The sequence below is a fragment of the Caulobacter sp. SSI4214 genome, assembly GCF_012184455.1.
Classification (GTDB): domain Bacteria; phylum Pseudomonadota; class Alphaproteobacteria; order Caulobacterales; family Caulobacteraceae; genus Caulobacter; species Caulobacter vibrioides_E.
On sequence record NZ_SZWJ01000047.1, the window covers coordinates 1 to 16,374 of the forward strand.

The 16,374-nt window shown below is 68.0% G+C and carries 17 protein-coding genes; 11 read left to right on the forward strand and 6 right to left on the reverse strand.

Annotated elements, in window-relative coordinates:
• From rfaE2 to queG, 3 genes are all read left to right on the forward strand, one after another.
• Window positions 1-544: D-glycero-beta-D-manno-heptose 1-phosphate adenylyltransferase (rfaE2, locus tag FCU40_RS14260; RefSeq protein ID WP_168075754.1), on the forward strand; the 544-nt coding region annotated here is incomplete at its 5' end.
• A gap of 136 nt (window positions 545-680) precedes the next feature.
• Entirely contained in the window at window positions 681-1,367 is a 687-nt protein-coding gene (locus FCU40_RS14265) for a glutathione S-transferase family protein (RefSeq protein WP_004617203.1), read from the forward strand.
• Window positions 1,348-2,466, forward strand: a complete 1,119-nt coding sequence (gene queG, locus FCU40_RS14270) for a tRNA epoxyqueuosine(34) reductase QueG (protein ID WP_168075756.1) — start codon at window positions 1,348-1,350, stop codon at window positions 2,464-2,466. Before FCU40_RS14265 ends, queG begins: the two co-directional genes overlap by 20 nt.
• Here queG and FCU40_RS14275 read toward each other — a convergent pair.
• Together FCU40_RS14275 and FCU40_RS14280 are read right to left on the reverse strand one after the other, a co-directional pair.
• Window positions 2,463-2,747, reverse strand: a complete 285-nt coding sequence (locus tag FCU40_RS14275) for a hypothetical protein (protein ID WP_168075758.1) — start codon at window positions 2,745-2,747, stop codon at window positions 2,463-2,465. The genes queG and FCU40_RS14275 overlap by 4 nt on opposite strands.
• A gap of 77 nt (window positions 2,748-2,824) precedes the next feature.
• Complete coding sequence (locus FCU40_RS14280; protein ID WP_168075760.1) at window positions 2,825-3,697, reverse strand: UTP--glucose-1-phosphate uridylyltransferase; 873 nt, start codon at window positions 3,695-3,697, stop codon at window positions 2,825-2,827.
• Window positions 3,698-3,862: 165 nt separating this feature from the next.
• Between FCU40_RS14280 and FCU40_RS14285 the strand changes: the two genes are divergently transcribed.
• Complete coding sequence (locus tag FCU40_RS14285; RefSeq protein WP_168075762.1) at window positions 3,863-4,360, forward strand: FKBP-type peptidyl-prolyl cis-trans isomerase; 498 nt, start codon at window positions 3,863-3,865, stop codon at window positions 4,358-4,360.
• A 15-nt stretch (window positions 4,361-4,375) separates the two neighbouring features.
• On the opposite strand, the gene FCU40_RS14290 is transcribed toward FCU40_RS14285, so the two are convergent.
• The 3 genes from FCU40_RS14290 to rfbC all read right to left on the reverse strand — a co-directional run bounded on the left by FCU40_RS14290 (window position 4,376) and on the right by rfbC (window position 7,266).
• On the reverse strand, window positions 4,376-5,578 hold the full coding sequence (locus FCU40_RS14290) for a threonine ammonia-lyase (RefSeq protein ID WP_004617220.1): 1,203 nt from the start codon (window positions 5,576-5,578) through the stop codon (window positions 4,376-4,378).
• A gap of 78 nt (window positions 5,579-5,656) precedes the next feature.
• Window positions 5,657-6,559 (reverse strand): alpha/beta hydrolase, encoded by a 903-nt coding sequence (locus tag FCU40_RS14295; RefSeq protein ID WP_194246540.1) that lies wholly within the window; start codon window positions 6,557-6,559, stop codon window positions 5,657-5,659.
• 140 nt (window positions 6,560-6,699) lie between these two features.
• The gene (gene rfbC / locus FCU40_RS14300) at window positions 6,700-7,266 is read right to left on the reverse strand and encodes a dTDP-4-dehydrorhamnose 3,5-epimerase (RefSeq protein WP_168075766.1); all 567 of its coding nucleotides are present in this window, start codon (window positions 7,264-7,266) and stop codon (window positions 6,700-6,702) included.
• A gap of 36 nt (window positions 7,267-7,302) precedes the next feature.
• Between rfbC and FCU40_RS14305 the strand changes: the two genes are divergently transcribed.
• Window positions 7,303-8,343: a glycosyltransferase family 2 protein gene (locus FCU40_RS14305; protein ID WP_168075768.1), complete on the forward strand. Its 1,041-nt coding sequence runs from the start codon at window positions 7,303-7,305 to the stop codon at window positions 8,341-8,343.
• Window positions 8,344-8,482: 139 nt separating this feature from the next.
• Here the strand turns inward: FCU40_RS14305 and argE are convergent, their stop codons facing one another.
• Window positions 8,483-9,658 (reverse strand): acetylornithine deacetylase, encoded by a 1,176-nt coding sequence (argE, locus tag FCU40_RS14310; protein WP_168075770.1) that lies wholly within the window; start codon window positions 9,656-9,658, stop codon window positions 8,483-8,485.
• A 189-nt stretch (window positions 9,659-9,847) separates the two neighbouring features.
• Here argE and purU point away from each other — a divergent pair, with 189 nt between their 5' ends.
• From purU to FCU40_RS14340, 6 genes are all read left to right on the forward strand, one after another.
• Window positions 9,848-10,690 carry a formyltetrahydrofolate deformylase gene (gene purU / locus FCU40_RS14315; RefSeq protein WP_168075772.1) on the forward strand — a complete coding sequence of 281 codons (843 nt, stop codon included), beginning with the start codon at window positions 9,848-9,850 and terminating at the stop codon, window positions 10,688-10,690.
• Window positions 10,691-10,774: 84 nt separating this feature from the next.
• Window positions 10,775-11,842 carry a dTDP-glucose 4,6-dehydratase gene (rfbB, locus tag FCU40_RS14320; RefSeq protein WP_168075774.1) on the forward strand — a complete coding sequence of 356 codons (1,068 nt, stop codon included), beginning with the start codon at window positions 10,775-10,777 and terminating at the stop codon, window positions 11,840-11,842.
• The gene (rfbD, locus tag FCU40_RS14325; protein WP_168075776.1) at window positions 11,842-12,702 is read left to right on the forward strand and encodes a dTDP-4-dehydrorhamnose reductase; all 861 of its coding nucleotides are present in this window, start codon (window positions 11,842-11,844) and stop codon (window positions 12,700-12,702) included. Before rfbB ends, rfbD begins: the two co-directional genes overlap by 1 nt.
• Before the next feature lie 224 nt (window positions 12,703-12,926).
• On the forward strand, window positions 12,927-13,799 hold the full coding sequence (gene rfbA / locus FCU40_RS14330; RefSeq protein WP_168075778.1) for a glucose-1-phosphate thymidylyltransferase RfbA: 873 nt from the start codon (window positions 12,927-12,929) through the stop codon (window positions 13,797-13,799).
• Between the two features lie 77 nt (window positions 13,800-13,876).
• Window positions 13,877-15,157, forward strand: a complete 1,281-nt coding sequence (locus tag FCU40_RS14335) for a serine hydrolase domain-containing protein (RefSeq protein ID WP_168075780.1) — start codon at window positions 13,877-13,879, stop codon at window positions 15,155-15,157.
• 42 nt (window positions 15,158-15,199) lie between these two features.
• Entirely contained in the window at window positions 15,200-16,321 is a 1,122-nt protein-coding gene (locus FCU40_RS14340; RefSeq protein WP_168075782.1) for a DNA cytosine methyltransferase, read from the forward strand.
• Window positions 16,322-16,374 lie beyond the last annotated feature (53 nt).

A 16,374-nucleotide genomic window follows, 5' to 3' on the forward strand; every position in this document is an offset into this window, starting at 1 on the left:
GGTGGCAAAGCTGGGCACCGACGTCGTCACCGCCGCCGAGCTGACCGCCCGGGCCGGCGTGTCCGAGGGGCCGGCCGAGGTCAAGATCGCCGACCGCGACCACGCCCGGAGCATCGTCGAGGGCTGGCGGGCGCGCGGACTGAAGGTTGGCTTCACCAACGGTTGCTTCGACCTGCTGCACCCCGGTCACGTCTCGCTGCTCAGCCAGGCCAAGGCCGCCTGCGATCGGCTGATTGTCGGCCTCAACACCGACGCCTCGGTCTCCAAGCTGAAGGGCCCGACCCGGCCGGTGCAGAAGGAGCACGGGCGGGCCACGGTGCTGGCGTCGCTATCGTCGGTGGATCTGGTGGTGCTGTTCGACGAGGACACGCCCCTGGCGCTCATCGAAGCCTTCCGTCCCGACGTGCTGGTCAAGGGCGCCGACTATACGGTCGAGACGGTGGTGGGATCGGACGTAGTGCTGGCCTACGGCGGCAAGGTGCTTCTGGCCGAACTGAAGCCCGGTCAAAGCACCACCAACCTGATCGCGCGAATGAACAGCTGAGACGAGCGAACGCGGCGGGACAACGCGTGAAAACGCCGCGCAAAAGCCTGGTTTTCCAGGCTAAACCCCTTCCGGAAATCTCTTGTTAAGCAAAGCGGCGCATCGCTCTTTCGATGCAGCCTGAGCGCACCTGGGCATGAGCGTCGAACGCACCCTTCACCACTTCCCGCTGGATCCCGCCTCGCGGCAGGTCCGCTTGGCGCTGGGCGAGAAGCGGCTGGCGTTCGCGGAAGCGCCCGTCCGTTACTGGGAGGCGCCGCCCGAGTTCGCGGCCCTGAACCCGTCCGGCCTGCCGCCGGTGCTGGTCGAGACCCGCAACCAGCGTACCGTGACCGCCTGCGAGACCCGCGCCATCCTCGAGCACATCGAGGAGACCGAGCCGGAGCCGCCGCTGCTGGGCCGCGATCCGGCCGAGCGCGCCGAGGCTCGCCGGCTGCTGCAATGGTTCGACCGCAAGTTCGACAACGAAGTCAACGGCTTCCTCCTGCACGAGAAGATGGAGAAGCGGCTGCTGCGGCTGGGCGCGCCAGACCTGGCGGCGCTGCGCCAAGGCCGCGAAGCCCTGCGGATGCACCTTTCCTATATCGAGAGCCTGCTCCAGACCCGCGACTGGCTGGCGGGCCGGCGGATGAGCCTGGCCGACTTCGCCGCCGCCGCGCACCTGTCGGTCATCGACTATTTCGGCGACGTGCCGTGGAAGGACTTCCAGACGGCCAAGACCTGGTACATGAAGCTGAAGTCGAGACCGGCCTTCCGTCCCATCCTGGCCGACCGCTGGCCCGGCCTCGCGCCGGCCGCGCATTATGACGACCTCGACTTCTGAGCGTTCCCAAGCCGCGATCAAGGACGAGATCCGCGCCGAAGCCCTGGCGTTAGGGTTTTCGGCCTGCGGCTTCGCCGACGCGGCGGCGGCCTGGCCGAACGGCGAATGGCTGCGCGAATTCGTCGAGGCCGACCGTCACGGCGCCATGGGCTGGATGGAGGAGACGCTCGAGCGGCGCGCTCATCCGACCGCCATGTGGACGCAGGCGAAGTCAGCCGTGGTGCTGGGCGTCAATTATGGGCCCGACATCGACCCGCTGGAGCAGCTTGTCCGCGCTGACCGCGCTGCCATCTCGGTCTACGCGCAAGGCGACGACTACCACGACGTGATCAAGAAGCGCCTGAAGGTTCTGGCCGGCTGGATGCACCGCCGCTTCGGCCAGGAGGTGAAGGTGTTCGTCGACACCGCGCCGCTGATGGAAAAGCCGCTGGCCCAGCGGGCGGGGCTTGGCTGGCAGGGCAAGCACACCAACCTCGTCTCGCGCCCGTTCGGCTCGTGGCTGTTCCTGGGCAGCGTCCTGACCACCCTGGACTTGCTCCCCGACCCAGCCGAGGTCGACCACTGCGGCCGATGCAACGCCTGCCTCGACATCTGCCCGACCCAGGCCTTCCCCGCCCCCCGCCAGCTGGATGCGCGACGGTGCATTTCGTACCTGACCATCGAGCTTGCCGGCCCGATCCCGACCGAGTTCCGGTCCGCCCTCGGCAACCGGATCTATGGTTGCGACGACTGCCTGGCGGTGTGCCCGTGGAACAAGTTCGCCTCGCTGTCGAGCGAGGCCAAGCTGCGGGCGCGTTCGGCGCTAAGGCAGCCCGCGCTGGCCGAATTGGCCGGGCTGGACGACGCCGCCTTCCGGGCGCTGTTCGCGAAGAACCCCGTCAAGCGCATCGGACGCGATCGCTTCGTGCGCAACGTGCTCTACGCGATCGGCAACAGCGGCGAGGCGGCGCTGATGGCCGTGGTCGAGCCGCTCCTCCACGACCCGGCGCCGGTTGTGCGCGGCGCGGCGGTGTGGGCCGCGCGACGGCTGATTGGCGACCGGGCGCTATCGCTGAAGGGCGCCGAGGACCACCCCGAGGTTCTGGCGGAGTGGAACTAGGCTTTCTTGGAGGGAAAGAACCGCCGGACGCCAAGCCAAAGGCCAGCGCCCGCCGCCGAGATGCCAGCATTCACGACCAGACAAACGCCGAGAAGAAAGACGAGGACGCCGATCGCTTGGACGGGACTGCTAGCAGGCGCGCCGTTCATCTTGAAGATGCCCGGCGCAAGGACCGCCCCGATCAAGCCAAACAAGGTCATCGCCACCTGAAAAGTGGCCGCAACGGTAAACGTCACGCCGAACAAAGCGCCGAACGAGGCGGTTCTCAGATACTGCATCATAATACCCCACTCCGGCCCGCAGATTGGGGGCGCCGCCTTGGGCTGTCCAGGGGCGTCAAGACGACTAAAAGGCGAATTTAAGCCTTCAGCAGGTCCTCGACCGCCGCCCGCGCCGCCGCGCCCAGCTCAGGGTGCTGCAACGCCATGGCGACGTTCGCGCGCAGAAGGCCGATCTTGTCGCCGCAGTCATAGGTGACGCCCTCGTACTCCAGGGCATGGAAGTCCTGATTCTTCAGCAGCTTCAGCATCGAATCAGTCAGCTGGATCTCGTTGCCCGCGCCCTTCTCCTGGCTGGCCAGCAGGTCGAAGATCTCGGGCTGCAGGATGTAGCGGCCGCTGATGAAGAGGTTCGAGGGCTCCGTCCCCTTCGGCGGCTTCTCGACCATGCCGGTCATGCGGTTCAGGCGACCGTCCTGGCCGTCCAGAGCGACGATGCCGTACTGGTGGGCCTGGCCTTCCGGGCAGGGCTCGACCACGACGATATTGCCGCCGACCTGGTCATAGGCCTCGATCGCCTGGGCCAGGGCGGGCTTTTGGGCGTGCATGACCATGTCGGGCAGCATCACGGCGAACGGCTCGTCGCCGACGATATCGCGGGCGCACCAGACGGCGTGACCCAGGCCCAGCGGCGCCATCTGGCGCACGAAGCTCATCTCGCCGGCCTTGGGCAGCTCGGCCCGCAGCTGCTCGAGGATCGCGGTCTTGCCCTTGGCCTCCAGCTGGGCTTCCAGCTCGATGTGATGATCGAAGTAGTCTTCGATCGCGCCCTTGCCGCGCCCGGTGACGAAGACGAAGTGCTCGATGCCGGCCGCGCGGCCTTCCTCGATCACGTAAGAGAGAATCGGCCGGTCGACGACGTTCAGCAGTTCTTTCGGCGTCGTCTTGGTGCCGGGCAATACACGCGTGCCCAGGCCGGCGACGGGAAGGACGGCTTTACGAACGGGTTTCATGAGCGGCTCGTCTTTGAGGTCTGGACGCCGTTTCTAGGGGCTGGCGCGGGCGAAAGCCACCACCGTTCCATGAAAAGCACGCGCGGTCCGTCGGGGCGGGTTTCGGGAGGTGGACTCCCGCGCGGTCCGTGCTAGCTGGACGGCCTGCTTTCGTTGAGGTCTTCAATGCACCGTCGCGCCCTGTTCCTGACCCTCGCCGCCATCGGCCTGACCCTGGCCGCCTGCGGTCCCGGCAAGAAGGCCCAGGAAAACCAGGCCGCCGCCGACGCCTTCATGGCGAAGAACGCCAAGGAGCCCGGCGTCGTCACCCTGCCCCAGGGCCTGCAGTACAAGGTCGTGCGCGAAGGCCCTCCGGGCGGCCAGCACCCGACCCCCGCCGACGAGGTCAAGGTTCATTACGAGGGCAAGTTGCTGGACGGCACAGTGTTCGATTCGAGCTATGAGCGCGGCGTGCCCGCCGTGTTCCCGCTGGACGGGCTGGTGCCGGCCTGGGTCATCGCCCTGCAGCGGATGAAGGCCGGCGACGAATGGATTCTCTACGTCCCGCCGGCCCTGGGCTACGGCGCCGAGGACAAGGGCCCGATCCCGGCCAACAGCGTGATGATCTTCAAGATCGAGCTGCTGGGCGTGAACCGCATCGGGCCAGGCAAGGCGAAGGAATAGGGTCTCCAGTCCGCCTCAGACCACCCGAGGCGGATAGCCCTTCTCGCGCAGCGCCTCCATCACCTCCTGGGTGTGTTGCGCGTCGCGGGTCTCGATCGTGATGTCGAACTCCGCGCCCTTGGCCGGAACGTCGAGGGCCAGGCGGTTGTGGTTCACCTCGATGATATTGGCGCCCATGGTTCCGATGACGGAGGCCACGGTCGACAGCAGGCCCGGACGGTCGTCGCCGATGATCCGCAGGGACACCAGGCGCTGGGCGCGGACCAGTTCGCGGGTCAGGACCGAGGCCAGCAGCCGCGTGTCGATATTGCCGCCGCACAGGATCAGGCCGCATTTCTTGCCCCGGAAGCGTTCCGGGTAGGCCAGCAGAGCCGCCAGCGAAGCCGCGCCGGCCCCTTCGGCGATGGTCTTCTCGACGTTGCAGTACAGCGAGACGGCCTGCTCCAGGTGCGGCTCTTCCAGCAGCAGCACGTCGTCGATCAGCGGCCGCACCACGCCATAGGTCAGGTCGCCGACCTGCTTGACCGCGACCCCTTCGGCGATGGTCTGGCCGCCGCAATGGGCCGCGACGCCGCGCATTCGGGCGGTGAAGGACGGATACATGGCCGGCTCGCAGCCGACGATGTGGATCTCGGGCTTCAGCGCCTTGGCCGCGGTGGCCACGCCGCTGATCAGGCCGCCGCCGCCGATCGGCACCGGCAGGACTTCGAGGTCCGGCGCGTCTTCCAGCATCTCCAGGGCGATCGTGCCCTGGCCGGCCATAATGTCGTAGTCGTCGAACGGGTGGACGAAGGTCAGGCCCTGCTCATCGCGCAGCTTGCGGGCGTGGGCGTTGGCGTCGTCATAGGTCTCGCCCTCGATGACCACGGTCGCGCCGAAGTCGCGAGTGTGCTGCACCTTCACGAACGGCGTGGTCTTGGGCATGACGATGGTGACGGGCACGCCCAGGCGCGCGCCATGATAGGCCAGCCCCTGAGCGTGGTTGCCGGCGCTGGCGGCGATGACGCCCTTGGCCTTCTCGGCGTCCGACAACAGCATGAGTTTGTTCAGCGCGCCGCGCTCCTTGTAGGCGGCGGTGAACTGCAGGTTCTCGAACTTCACCCACACCTCGGCGCCGGTGATCTTCGACAGCGTCTTGGAGTGGCGGCAGGGCGTGCGCTCGATCTGACCCTTCAGGCGGCCGGCGGCGGCTTGGATGGCGGCGAGGTCGAGGGTCATCGGATCAGCACTCAGTCGCGGCGAGGAACGGGCCGTGATCGGGCGTCTAGCACGGCCAAGCCCTCCGGGCACACCCCTTTAGGGCGCCGTTTCGAGCAGCGCTGCGATCGCCGCCCAGGCTTCCGGCTCGGTCAGCATCGGGGCGTGGCCGACGCCCGGAACCTCGGCATAGGCCATGTCGGGCGCGGCGGCCCGCATCCTTTCGGCGATGGTCGGGTCGATCAGATCCGAGATCCCGCCACGCACCAGCAGCAGCGGCCTGTCCTTCGCCAGCGCGCGGAACAGAGGATACATGTCCGGCGGGGCCAGGGCCTGCCCGCCCTCCGCTTGGGTCTTGGCGGCGGCGGCGGCTGCCGCCTTGATCGGAGCCGATATGTCAGGGTCGTAGGCTAGGACGAACCCGCCGTCCTGTTCATCGAACAAGCGACGGGCGAAGACGCCCCATTGCTCAGGGCCATAGGTCGGGAAGGCCGCTTCGTTGATCGCCTTGGCGTAGGCGACAGCCTCGCCCCAGGTCTCGAACCGGCTGGCCAGGCCGGTATAACCGGCGATGCGGGCCAGGCCGACCGGCGACAGCTCAGGCCCGACGTCGTTCAGCACGGCGGCGGCGACGGCCTCCGGCTTCAGCGAGGTCAGCACCATGGTGATCAGCCCGCCCATGCTGGTGCCGACGAACACCGCCCTGTCGACCCCGGCGGCCTCAAGCAGCGCGACGATGTCGGCCGCGTAGGTCCCCGGGTGATAATTCATCGGATTCGGGTCGCGCGCCGACAGCCCCCGGCCGCGCACATCGACCGCCAGCACCCGGCGCCCCGTGGCGGCGATCCTCGGCGCAAGATCCTCGAAGTCGCGCGCGTTGCGGGTCAGGCCGTGGATGCAGATCACTGGAAGCTTACGCGCCTCGCCAGCGGCGGCGTAGTCGCGGGCGTGCAGCGGCAGGCCTTCGTGCGAGGTCCAGAAGAAGTCGGTGAAACTCATCACGCACTCCGATTTCCCCGGCGAAGGCCGGGGTCCAGATCGAACCCACCAGACTTGGCGGATTTGGTCGAGACCGATGGCGCGAGAATCCGAAAGGGGCCGGATGACTCTGGGTCCCGGCCTTCGCCGGGAAGGTCGGGCTCTTAAGAGGCTTCGTGGACGAAAGGCGAGTCGATTTCGGCCAACAGCGGCGCGGCGTTGTCGCGAGCGTTGGCGGTGATCTCCGTCGTCGGAAGCGACCAGTCGATTGCAATCGCCGGATCGCTCCACCGCACCCCGCCCTCGGCCTGGGGCGCGTAGTAGTCGGTGACCTTGTAGAGCACCTCGCAGGCGTCGCTCAGGGTCACATAGCCGTGGGCGAAACCCTTGGGGACCAGCAGCTGCCGACGGTTTTCGGCCGAGAGCTCGGCGCCAACCCATTGGCCGTAGGTCGGCGAGCCTTTCCGGATATCGACCGCCACGTCGAAGATCGCCCCGACCACGCAGCGCAGCAGCTTGTCCTGGGCGTGCGGCGGCTTCTGGTAGTGCAGACCGCGCTGGACGCCGCGTGTGGTGGTCCGCACATGGTTGTCCTGTACGAAGGCGGCCTTGAACCCCGCTTCCTCCAGCGCCGATTGGCGAAAGGTCTCGGAAAACCAGCCGCGCTCATCGCCATGGCGCGCGGGCGTGATAAGCAGCACTTCGGGGATCGCCAGCGGCGTGATCTTCATGACGCGGACTTCGATTTGAGAAACGACCGGCCACCGATGCCGCCTGACGCGACCGAACACAAGAGCGGCTCCGAAAACGCAAACGTGGCGGTGAGCGTGATCATCGTCTCCTACCAGAGCGGCCCGACCCTGGCGCCGTGCCTGGAACGGCTGGCGGCCCAGACCTTCCGCGACTTCGAGACGATCCTGATCGACAACGCCTCGACCGACGGCGCGCCCCAGGCGGCGGTCAAGGCCCATCCCTGGGTGGATTTCGTCGAGGCGGGCGCGAACCTCGGCTTCGCGGCCGGCAACAATTTCGCCGCGCGGCGAGCCAAGGGGCGGTGGCTGGTCCTGCTCAATCCCGACGCCTATGCCGAGCCGGACTGGCTGGAAGAATTGATGGCCGGCGTCGCCCGCCATCCCGAGGTCAAGAGCTTCGCCTCGTTGCAGCTGTCGGCCGATCGGCCGGGCCTGCTGGACGGGGCCGGCGACAATGTCACCAGCGCGGGCATACCGTTCCGGGGCGGGTATGGCCGCCGGACGCCCAAGGCCCTACCCGAGGGCGAGGTGTTCTCGGCCTGCGGCGCGGCCATGCTGATCGAGCGAGACCTCTTCCTGGCGGTCGGCGGCTTCGACGAGCGGTATTTCTGTTACTGCGAGGACGTCGACCTGGGCTATCGCCTGCGCCTTTACGGTCAGCCGACCTTGCTTTTGCCCAAGGCGAAGGTCGCCCATGTCGGCTCGGCCAGCACCGGCGTGCGGTCGGATTTCTCGATCTTCCATGGCTCGCGCAACCGCGTCTGGACCTTCGTCAAGAACACGCCCGGCTGGCTTTTTCCGGTGACCTTGCCGCTGCACGTGGCGGTGACGGCGGGCTTGCTGTTGCTGCACTGGCGACGCGGCGATGTCGCCCCGGCGATCCGGGGGATCAAGGCGGCGTTGAAGCGCGAGGATCTCGACCAGGTTCTGGCCGACCGCGAGGCGATCCAGGCCCAGCGAAAGGCTTCGCCCGGCGCGATCCTGCGGGTGATGTCGATCGACCCGGCCGCCTTTATCGGGCGGCGGTTCGTCATCCGGAAGTGGCGCGGGGTCTGACCCCAACTCCGCTTTCCCCGGCGAATGCCGGGATCGAGATCGAAACCACGGAATGTCCGGACTTGGCTGAAGCTGTTGGCGAGAACACCCCAGACGTCCCGGATGGATCTGGGCCCCGGCGTTCGCCGGGAAGACGGACCTAGATGGAAAGCTCCTCGATCAGCCGGCGCATGAAGGTCGCGCCGCGCTGCATCTGGCTGATCTCGACATATTCGTCGGGCTGGTGAGCCTGGTCGATCGAGCCGGGGCCGCAGATCACGGTCGAGAAGCCCGCGCCCTGGAACTGGCCGGCCTCGGCGGCGTAGGGCACGACGCGCGGCGGTCCGTTGTCGCCGGCCAGCCGGCGCGCGAAGGCCTCGGCGACGCCGTTCTCCTCGGGCGCCAGAGCCGGCGTCAGCGATCGGCGCTCGATCTTGACCCCGCCCTCCGGCGCCTTGGCCTTGATCTCGGCGTCCATCCGCGCGGCGGCGGCGAAGACGTCGGTCAGCAGCGCCATCGGATCCTGCCCGGCCGGCGTGCGCAGATCGAACAGGAAGGCGCACTCGCGGGCCAGGATATTACCGGCCGTGCCGCCATGGATCATGCCGATGGTCAGGCTCGCGCCCTTGGGCGTGAACGGCGAGGCGGGATCGGCCTCGCGCTCAAGCCTTTCGGAGAGCTCGACCAGCATCGCCATCAGCTTGATGGCGACCATGTTGGCCGAGACGCCCAGGTGAGTAAGGCTGGAATGGGCTTCGCGGCCCGTGACCGTGACCGTGAAGGTGGCGATGCCCTTGTGGCCGCGCACGGCGACCATGTCGGTGGGCTCGCCGACCACGACCAAGGCGGGCTTCGGGACCTCGGCGGCGATCACCGCGATCATGTCCGGCGCGCCCAGGCAGCCGATCTCCTCGTCGTAGGAGAAGGCCAGGTGCACCGGCCGGGACAGGGTCGCCTTGGCCAGCTCCGGCGCGGCGGCCAAGGCCAGGGCGAGGAACCCCTTCATGTCGCAGGTCCCCCGTCCGTAAAGCCGGCCGTCGCGCTCGGTCAGGGTCCACGGATCGCTGGACCAAGGCTGGCCGTCCACCGGTACGACGTCGGTATGGCCGGACAAGACGATCCCGCCCTCGACCGCCGGGCCGATGGTGGCCATCAGGTTCGACTTGGTTCCGTCGGCGTTCGGCACCCGGCGCGCGGGCACGCCGAGATCCGCCAGATAACCCTCGACCCACTGGATCAGCGCCAGGTTCGAGCCTCGCGAGGTGGTGTCGAACGCCACCAGCTTGGCCAGGAGATCGATCGCGCGGTCGGACAGGACTTCGGAGGAGGCAGCCATGGCGCGAGCCTAGACCCGTTCTCCCCGCGCCGACCACCCCGCCCGCGCCGGTTCGTCGCCATTGATCGCCGATAGGGCACGGTCATGCCCCGAGGCTGGGTCTCTCGCCGCGCAGCGGGCGATTTCATGCCCGAGCGGCTCGATGAGTCACTTTTCTTCGGCGGCGCGGTTCTCTAGAGGGAGCGGACCATGATCCTGACCCTCTCCTGCCCCGACCAGCGCGGCATCGTCGCCAAGGTCTCCGCCTTCCTGTTCGAGCGCGGCTGCAACATCCTCGACGCCCAGCAGTTCGACGACCAGGAGACCGGCCAGTTCTTCATGCGCGTCGTGTTCGACGCCGACGGCGCGGACCGCGCGGCCCTGCGCGAGGACTTCGGCGCCCTGGCCGAACCGCTGAAGATGAAGTGGACGCTGCGCAATCGCGCCGAGCGCTACCGCGTGCTGCTGCTGGCCAGCAAGTTCGACCACTGCCTGGCCGACCTCGTCTATCGCTGGCGCATCGGCGAGCTGCCGATGGACATCACCGGCGTGGTCTCCAACCATCCGGCCGAGACCTACGCCAACGTCGATCTGACGGGCCTCGCCTTCCACCACCTCCCGGTGACCAAGGAAACCAAGCTCGAGCAGGAAAGCGATCTCTGGAAGCTGATCCAGGACACCAAGACCGACATCGTCGTGCTGGCGCGCTACATGCAGGTGCTGTCGGACGGCTTATCGGCCAAGCTGCAGGGTCGGTGCATCAACATCCACCATTCATTCCTGCCCGGCTTCAAGGGCGCCAAGCCCTATCACCAGGCTCACCAGCGCGGCGTGAAGCTGATCGGCGCGTCGGCCCACTACGTGACCGGCGATCTCGACGAGGGTCCGATCATCGAGCAGGACGTCGAGCGCATCAGCCACCGCGACACGCCCGAGGACCTGATCCGCAAGGGTCGTGACATCGAGCGTCGCGTCCTGGCCCGCGCCCTGCGCTACCGGCTGGAAGACCGGGTCCTGCTGAACGGCCGCAAGACGGTGGTGTTCACCGACTAGGCGCCCGCTGAAGGACCGAAGGTTGCGCGTACACTAAAAACTGGATACGGGGCTGCTCTTCGAGAGGCGAGAACGTTCCAGGTCATGTCGCAGCAGGCTCTTCGCGTGATGGTGACCGGCGGGTCCGGCTTCATCGGCTCGGCCGTGTGCCGCCATCTGGCTGGCCAGAACAACGTCGCCATCCTCAACTACGACAAGCTGACCTACGCCGCCGCCCCGGCCAGCCTGGCCATGCTGGAGGGCCGGAGCGACTACTGTTTCGTGCGCGGCGACGTCGCCGACGCGGACGCCGTCGCGGCGACGATCAGGGACTTTCGTCCCGACACCATCATGCACCTGGCCGCCGAGAGCCACGTCGACCGGTCGATCACCGGTCCCGGCGACTTCATTCAGACCAATATCGTCGGCACATATGTGATGCTGCAGGCCGCGCTAGAGCACTGGCGGGGCCTGTCGGGGGAGGCCAAGGACCGCTTCCGCTTCCACCACATCTCGACCGACGAAGTGTTCGGCAGCCTGGGTCCGGACGGCCTGTTCTCCGAGACCACGCCCTACGACCCGCGCTCGCCCTATTCGGCGTCCAAGGCCTCGTCGGACCACCTGGCCCGCGCTTGGAGTCACACCTATGGCCTGCCCGTGGTGGTTTCGAACTGCTCGAACAACTATGGCCCCTATCACTTCCCAGAGAAGCTGATCCCGCTGGTCACGCTGAACGCCCTGGAGGGCAAGCCGCTGCCCGTCTACGGCCAGGGTGACAATGTCCGCGACTGGCTGCACGTCGAGGACCACGCCCGCGCCCTGCACCTGATCGCCACCCGGGGCGTCCCCGGAGAGAGCTACAATGTCGGCGGCCGAAACGAGCGGACCAACCTGCAGGTCGTCGAGACCATCTGCGACATCCTCGACGAGCTGCGTCCCGCGCCCGGCCTGAGACGCCGCGACCTGATCACCTTCGTCGCCGACCGTCCCGGTCATGACGCCCGCTACGCCATCGACGCCACCAAGCTGGAGACGGAACTGGGCTGGAAAGCCCAGGAGACGTTCGACACCGGCCTGCGCAAGACGGTCCAGTGGTACCTCGACAACGAGGCCTGGTGGGCGCCGCTGCGGGCGCGCTACGCGGGCCAGCGCCTGGGCCTGAAGAGCGCCTGATGCGGATCGCCCTCTTCGGCGCCAACGGCCAGCTGGGCAGCGACCTCGTGGCGCTGGCCGGCCGGCGCGGCCTGGACCTGACGCCCATGAATCGCGACCGGATCGACGCCGCCGACGAGACGGCGAGCTTCGAGGGTCTCGACTTCGACGTCGCCATCAACTGCGTGGCGGTCACTCGCGTCGACGACTGCGAGAAGGACCCGGCCCCGGCCGTGGCGATCAACGCCCATTTCTCCGGCCGCCTGGCCAAGGCCTGCGCGGCGCGGGGCGCGCGGCTTGTGCAGGTCTCCACCGACTACGTTTATGGCGGTCAGGCCGAGCGCGAGCCGCTGTCCGAGACCGTCGGCCGCGCCCCGGTCAATGTCTATGGCGCGACGAAGGCCCTGGGCGAGGACTTGGCCCGGCTCGAGCACGCCGATGTCGTCGTCGCCCGCGTCGCCTCGCTGTTCGGCGTGGCCGGCGCCAGCGGCAAGGGCGGCAATTTCGTCGAGACGATGATCCGCCTGGGCAAGGAGCGCGGTCGCCTGACGGTGGTCGACGATCAGGTCATGTCGCCCACCGCCAGCTGGGACGCGGGCGAGGCGATCCTCGATCTGATCGCGGCCCGCGCGCCGGCCGGCGTCTATCACGTGGTCAATTCCGGCGTCGCCAGCTGGCGCGACTTCGCGGGCGAGATCATCACTCGCGCCGGCGTCCCCGCCGAGGTCCTTCCGATCCCGACCGCGCGGTTTCCGACGCCCGCCCGTCGCCCGCCCTACAGCGCCCTGTCGAACGCCAAGCTGGAAGCCGCGATCGGGCGACCCATGCCGTCCTGGACGGACGCCCTGGCGCGCTATCTGGCGGCCAAGGGTCACGTCTGAGCCCCCGCCGCCAAAATTTCTTCGAAATCATCGCGTTGAAGGCCCGGAAAGGGCTCACATCGGCGGAAATTCCGCTCTAGAGCCTTCAGCCTGAAATCGGCATCGATTTCAGGCGTCAAAAAGGCTCTAAATCAAATGTTTAGAGCGTGAGATAAGCTGAAACCGGTTCCCACTTTCAGCCTCACGCTCTAGGTTCGCCAAGTCAGGACTGAAGAAGAGACCTAATGAAGGGCATTATCCTCGCCGGCGGGTCGGGTACGCGACTGCATCCCGTGACCATGGCGCTCAGCAAGCAACTGCTGCCGGTCTTCGACAAGCCCATGATTTACTATCCGCTGTCGGTCCTGATGATGGCCGGCGTGCGCGAGGTGTTGATCATCTCGACCCCGCGCGACCTGCCGCTGTTCCAAGGCCTCCTGGGCGACGGCTCCAAATGGGGCATCGCCATCGCCTACGCCGAGCAGGCCGAGCCGAACGGTCTGGCCGAAGCCTATCGGATCGGCGCGGACTTCGTCGGCAAGGAACCCTCCGTGCTGGTCCTCGGCGACAACCTGTTCTATGGCGCGGGCCTGGGCCGCATCCTGCAGGGCGCCAAGGAGCGCTCCAAGAACGGCGCCAGCGTCTTCGCCTATTTCGTCAACGATCCGCAGCGCTACGGCGTCGTCGAGTTCGACGCGGCCGGCAAGGCGGTCTCGATCGAGGAAAAGCCCCAAAAGCCGCGCTCCAACTGGGCGGTCACCGGCCTCTACATGTACGACAGCCGCGTGGTCGACTTCGCCCGCGACCTCAAGCCCAGCGCGCGCGGCGAACTTGAGATCACCGACATCAACCGCCTCTATCTGGAGGCTGGCGATCTGTCGGTCGAGCGCATGGGCCGGGGCTTCGCCTGGCTGGACACCGGCACCCACGACAGCCTGCTGGAAGCCTCGGAGTTCGTGCGCACGCTGGAGCACCGTCAGGGCCTGAAGATCGGCTGCGTCGAGGAAGTGGCCCACCAGAACGGCTGGATCTCGACCGAGCACTTGCTGGGCCTGGCCCACGAGCTGCGGAAGTCGCCCTATGGCGCCTACCTGGAAATGATCGCCTCGCAGGCCTGACCGACGACCACGACAGGCTGGAAAACGGCTTCGGCGTCGGCGACAGTCGCGCCGACAAAGGTTCGCCGGGAGGTCACGTGTCCAGGAAGATGATCCACGCCGCCGTCGTCGCGGCGCTGCTGACCGCGCCCGCCGCCCCGGCCCTGGCGAGGCCGGATCCCGCCCCGGCGTCCCAGTCCGCCTCGGTTTCGATCGACAAGGCGCGGATCGACGCCGCGCTCAAGGCCATGGTCGACAGCGGCCGCGCCGTCGGCGTCTCGGCCCTGGTGTGGCAGGACGGTCGCGAGCGCTATTTCGAGACCGCCGGCATGGCCGACCGCGAGGCCGGCAAGCCGATGCGCCGCGACACCCTGGTGCAGATCTTTTCGATGACCAAGCCGGTCACGGGCGTCGCCCTGATGCAGCTGTGGGAGCAGGGCAAGTTCGGCCTCGACGATCCGCTGTCGCGCTACCTGCCGGAGTTCGCCGACGTCCAGGTGATCGACGGCAAGGGCGGCCTGCGCCCGCCCGCGCGCCCGATCGTGATCCGCGACATCCTGCGCCACACGGCCGGCTTCTCCTACGGGATGCGCGACACCGCCGCCGACGCGGCCTTCAAGACGGCCGATCCGCTGGGGCTTCGGAACGACCTGACTGAATTTGGCCGACGGCTGGCCAAGGTTCCGCTGATGTACGATCCGGGCGAGCGCTGGAGCTACAGCGCCGCCGTCGACGTCCAGGCCCTGCTGGTCGAGAAGCTCTCGGGCCAGCCGTTCGAAGCCTATGTGAAGGCCCATATCCTCGATCCGCTGGGCATGAAGGACACCGGCTGGACGCAGCCCGAGTCGGCCTTCCCGCGCCTGGCCGCCGTCTACAACAAGGGCGTCGACGGCAAGCTCGGCAAGGAAGATCCCGTCGAGACGCGGCGGATGAACTTCGATCCCGCGCGGCGCATGACCATGGGCGGAGCGGGCCTGGTGGCCTCGATCGACGACTATGCGCGCTTCACGCGGATGTTGCTGGGCGGCGGGTCGCTGGACGGGGCGAAGATCCTCAATCCCTCGACCGTGCGCCTGATGGCGACCGACCATCTGGACCCGCGCGTCACCGACCGCTGGTGGCTGCCGAGCAAGGGCTCGGTCGGGTTCGGCTTCGACTTCGCCGTGCGCGTGAAGCAGCCCCAGACGGCGGCGGAAAATCGCGGCGCGGTTGGCGAATTCTTCTGGGACGGTCGCGACAGCACCCTGTTCTGGGTCGACCCGGCCAACCGGCTGACCGCCGTCTTCTTCGTCCAGACCTTCCCGTTTGACGGCACGCTGCATCATGATCTGAGGGCGGCGGTTTACGGCCCGGACTATCTGGGGCCCAAGGGCGACTAGTCTCCCTGGCGCGCGCGCGCGAACAGGCTAGTCTCCCCGGCGATGACTCGCGCGCGTCCAAGCTTCCTCGAATTCTTCGCCGGCGGCGGCATGGCCCGCATCGGCCTCGGCGACGGCTGGACCTGCGCCTTCGCCAACGACTTCGATCCCGTGAAGGCCGCGACCTATCGCGCCAATTTCGCGGACGCCGAGGGCCATTTCCGTCAGGGCGATGTCTTCGCGCTGGACGCCCAGGACTTGCCGACCGCGGACCTGGCCTGGGCGTCCAGCCCTTGCCAGGATTTCAGCCTCGCCGGCGCCCGGGCGGGTCTGGCGGGCGGCAAGTCTTCGGCCTTCTTCGGCTTCTGGACGCTGATGAAGGCGCTGTCGGCCGAGGGCCGGGCGCCGCCCGTGATCGTCATCGAAAACGTCGTGGGCCTCCTGACCTCGCACCATGGCGAGGACTTCACCGCCCTGTGTGGCGCGCTCGGCGAGGAAGGCTATCGCTTCGGCGCGCTGGAGATCGACGCGGCGGCCTTCGCGCCGCAGTCGCGACCGCGCGTCTTCGTGGTCGCCACCCGCCTACCGACCGCCGGCCTGGAGGGCGCCAGCGCCTTCCACAGCCGCGCCATTCGCGAAGCGGCCGCGCGACTGCCGCGGGACCTGCAAGCGCACTGGATCTGGTGGGGCGCGCCCGCGCCGCCCGCGCGCAACACCGACCTCTCGGCCATGCTGGAACCGGACGCGGTGGTCAGCTGGAATCCGCCGGAGCGCACCGAGGCTCTGCTGGCCCTGATGGCCCCGGCCCACCGCGAGGCCGTGGAGACCAGGCAAAACGCTGGCGGCCGCGCGGTCGGCGCGGTGTTCCGCCGGATGCGGGGGACCCAGCAACGGGCCGAGGTCCGGTTCGACGGCCTCGCCGGCTGCCTGCGCACGCCGCGGGGCGGCTCGTCCCGGCAGACCCTGCTGGTGATCGACGCGGGTCAGGTGCGTTCGCGCCTGCTCACCGCGCGCGAAGGCGCTCGCCTGATGGGCCTGCCCGACAGCTACCAGCTCCCCGCCTCGCAGACCTCGGGCCTGCAGGTGGTCGGCGACGGCGTCGCGGTTCCGGCGGTGCGTTGGCTCGCGGAAACCCTCCTGGAGCCGCTCGTCTATAGCAAAACTGCAAGCCTTGCCGCCGAATGACCTCCTGACAGCCGGGGGATAGGGGTCTAGGGTGCGCCGCTTCCCGCAACCTC

Bases quoted from the DNA above. Each gene is read 5' to 3' on its own strand.
- FCU40_RS14265 (WP_004617203.1), top strand. From the start codon at position 681: ATGAGCGTCGAACGCACCCTTCACCACTTCCCGCTGGATCCCGCCTCG.
- queG (WP_168075756.1), top strand. From the start codon at position 1,348: ATGACGACCTCGACTTCTGAGCGTTCCCAAGCCGCGATCAAGGACGAG.
- FCU40_RS14275 (WP_168075758.1), bottom strand. From the start codon at position 2,747: ATGATGCAGTATCTGAGAACCGCCTCGTTCGGCGCTTTGTTCGGCGTG.
- FCU40_RS14280 (WP_168075760.1), bottom strand. From the start codon at position 3,697: ATGAAACCCGTTCGTAAAGCCGTCCTTCCCGTCGCCGGCCTGGGCACG.
- FCU40_RS14285 (WP_168075762.1), top strand. From the start codon at position 3,863: ATGCACCGTCGCGCCCTGTTCCTGACCCTCGCCGCCATCGGCCTGACC.
- FCU40_RS14290 (WP_004617220.1), bottom strand. From the start codon at position 5,578: ATGACCCTCGACCTCGCCGCCATCCAAGCCGCCGCCGGCCGCCTGAAG.
- rfbC (WP_168075766.1), bottom strand. From the start codon at position 7,266: ATGAAGATCACGCCGCTGGCGATCCCCGAAGTGCTGCTTATCACGCCC.
- FCU40_RS14305 (WP_168075768.1), top strand. From the start codon at position 7,303: ATGCCGCCTGACGCGACCGAACACAAGAGCGGCTCCGAAAACGCAAAC.
- argE (WP_168075770.1), bottom strand. From the start codon at position 9,658: ATGGCTGCCTCCTCCGAAGTCCTGTCCGACCGCGCGATCGATCTCCTG.
- purU (WP_168075772.1), top strand. From the start codon at position 9,848: ATGATCCTGACCCTCTCCTGCCCCGACCAGCGCGGCATCGTCGCCAAG.
- rfbB (WP_168075774.1), top strand. From the start codon at position 10,775: ATGTCGCAGCAGGCTCTTCGCGTGATGGTGACCGGCGGGTCCGGCTTC.
- rfbD (WP_168075776.1), top strand. From the start codon at position 11,842: ATGCGGATCGCCCTCTTCGGCGCCAACGGCCAGCTGGGCAGCGACCTC.
- rfbA (WP_168075778.1), top strand. From the start codon at position 12,927: ATGAAGGGCATTATCCTCGCCGGCGGGTCGGGTACGCGACTGCATCCC.
- FCU40_RS14340 (WP_168075782.1), top strand. From the start codon at position 15,200: ATGACTCGCGCGCGTCCAAGCTTCCTCGAATTCTTCGCCGGCGGCGGC.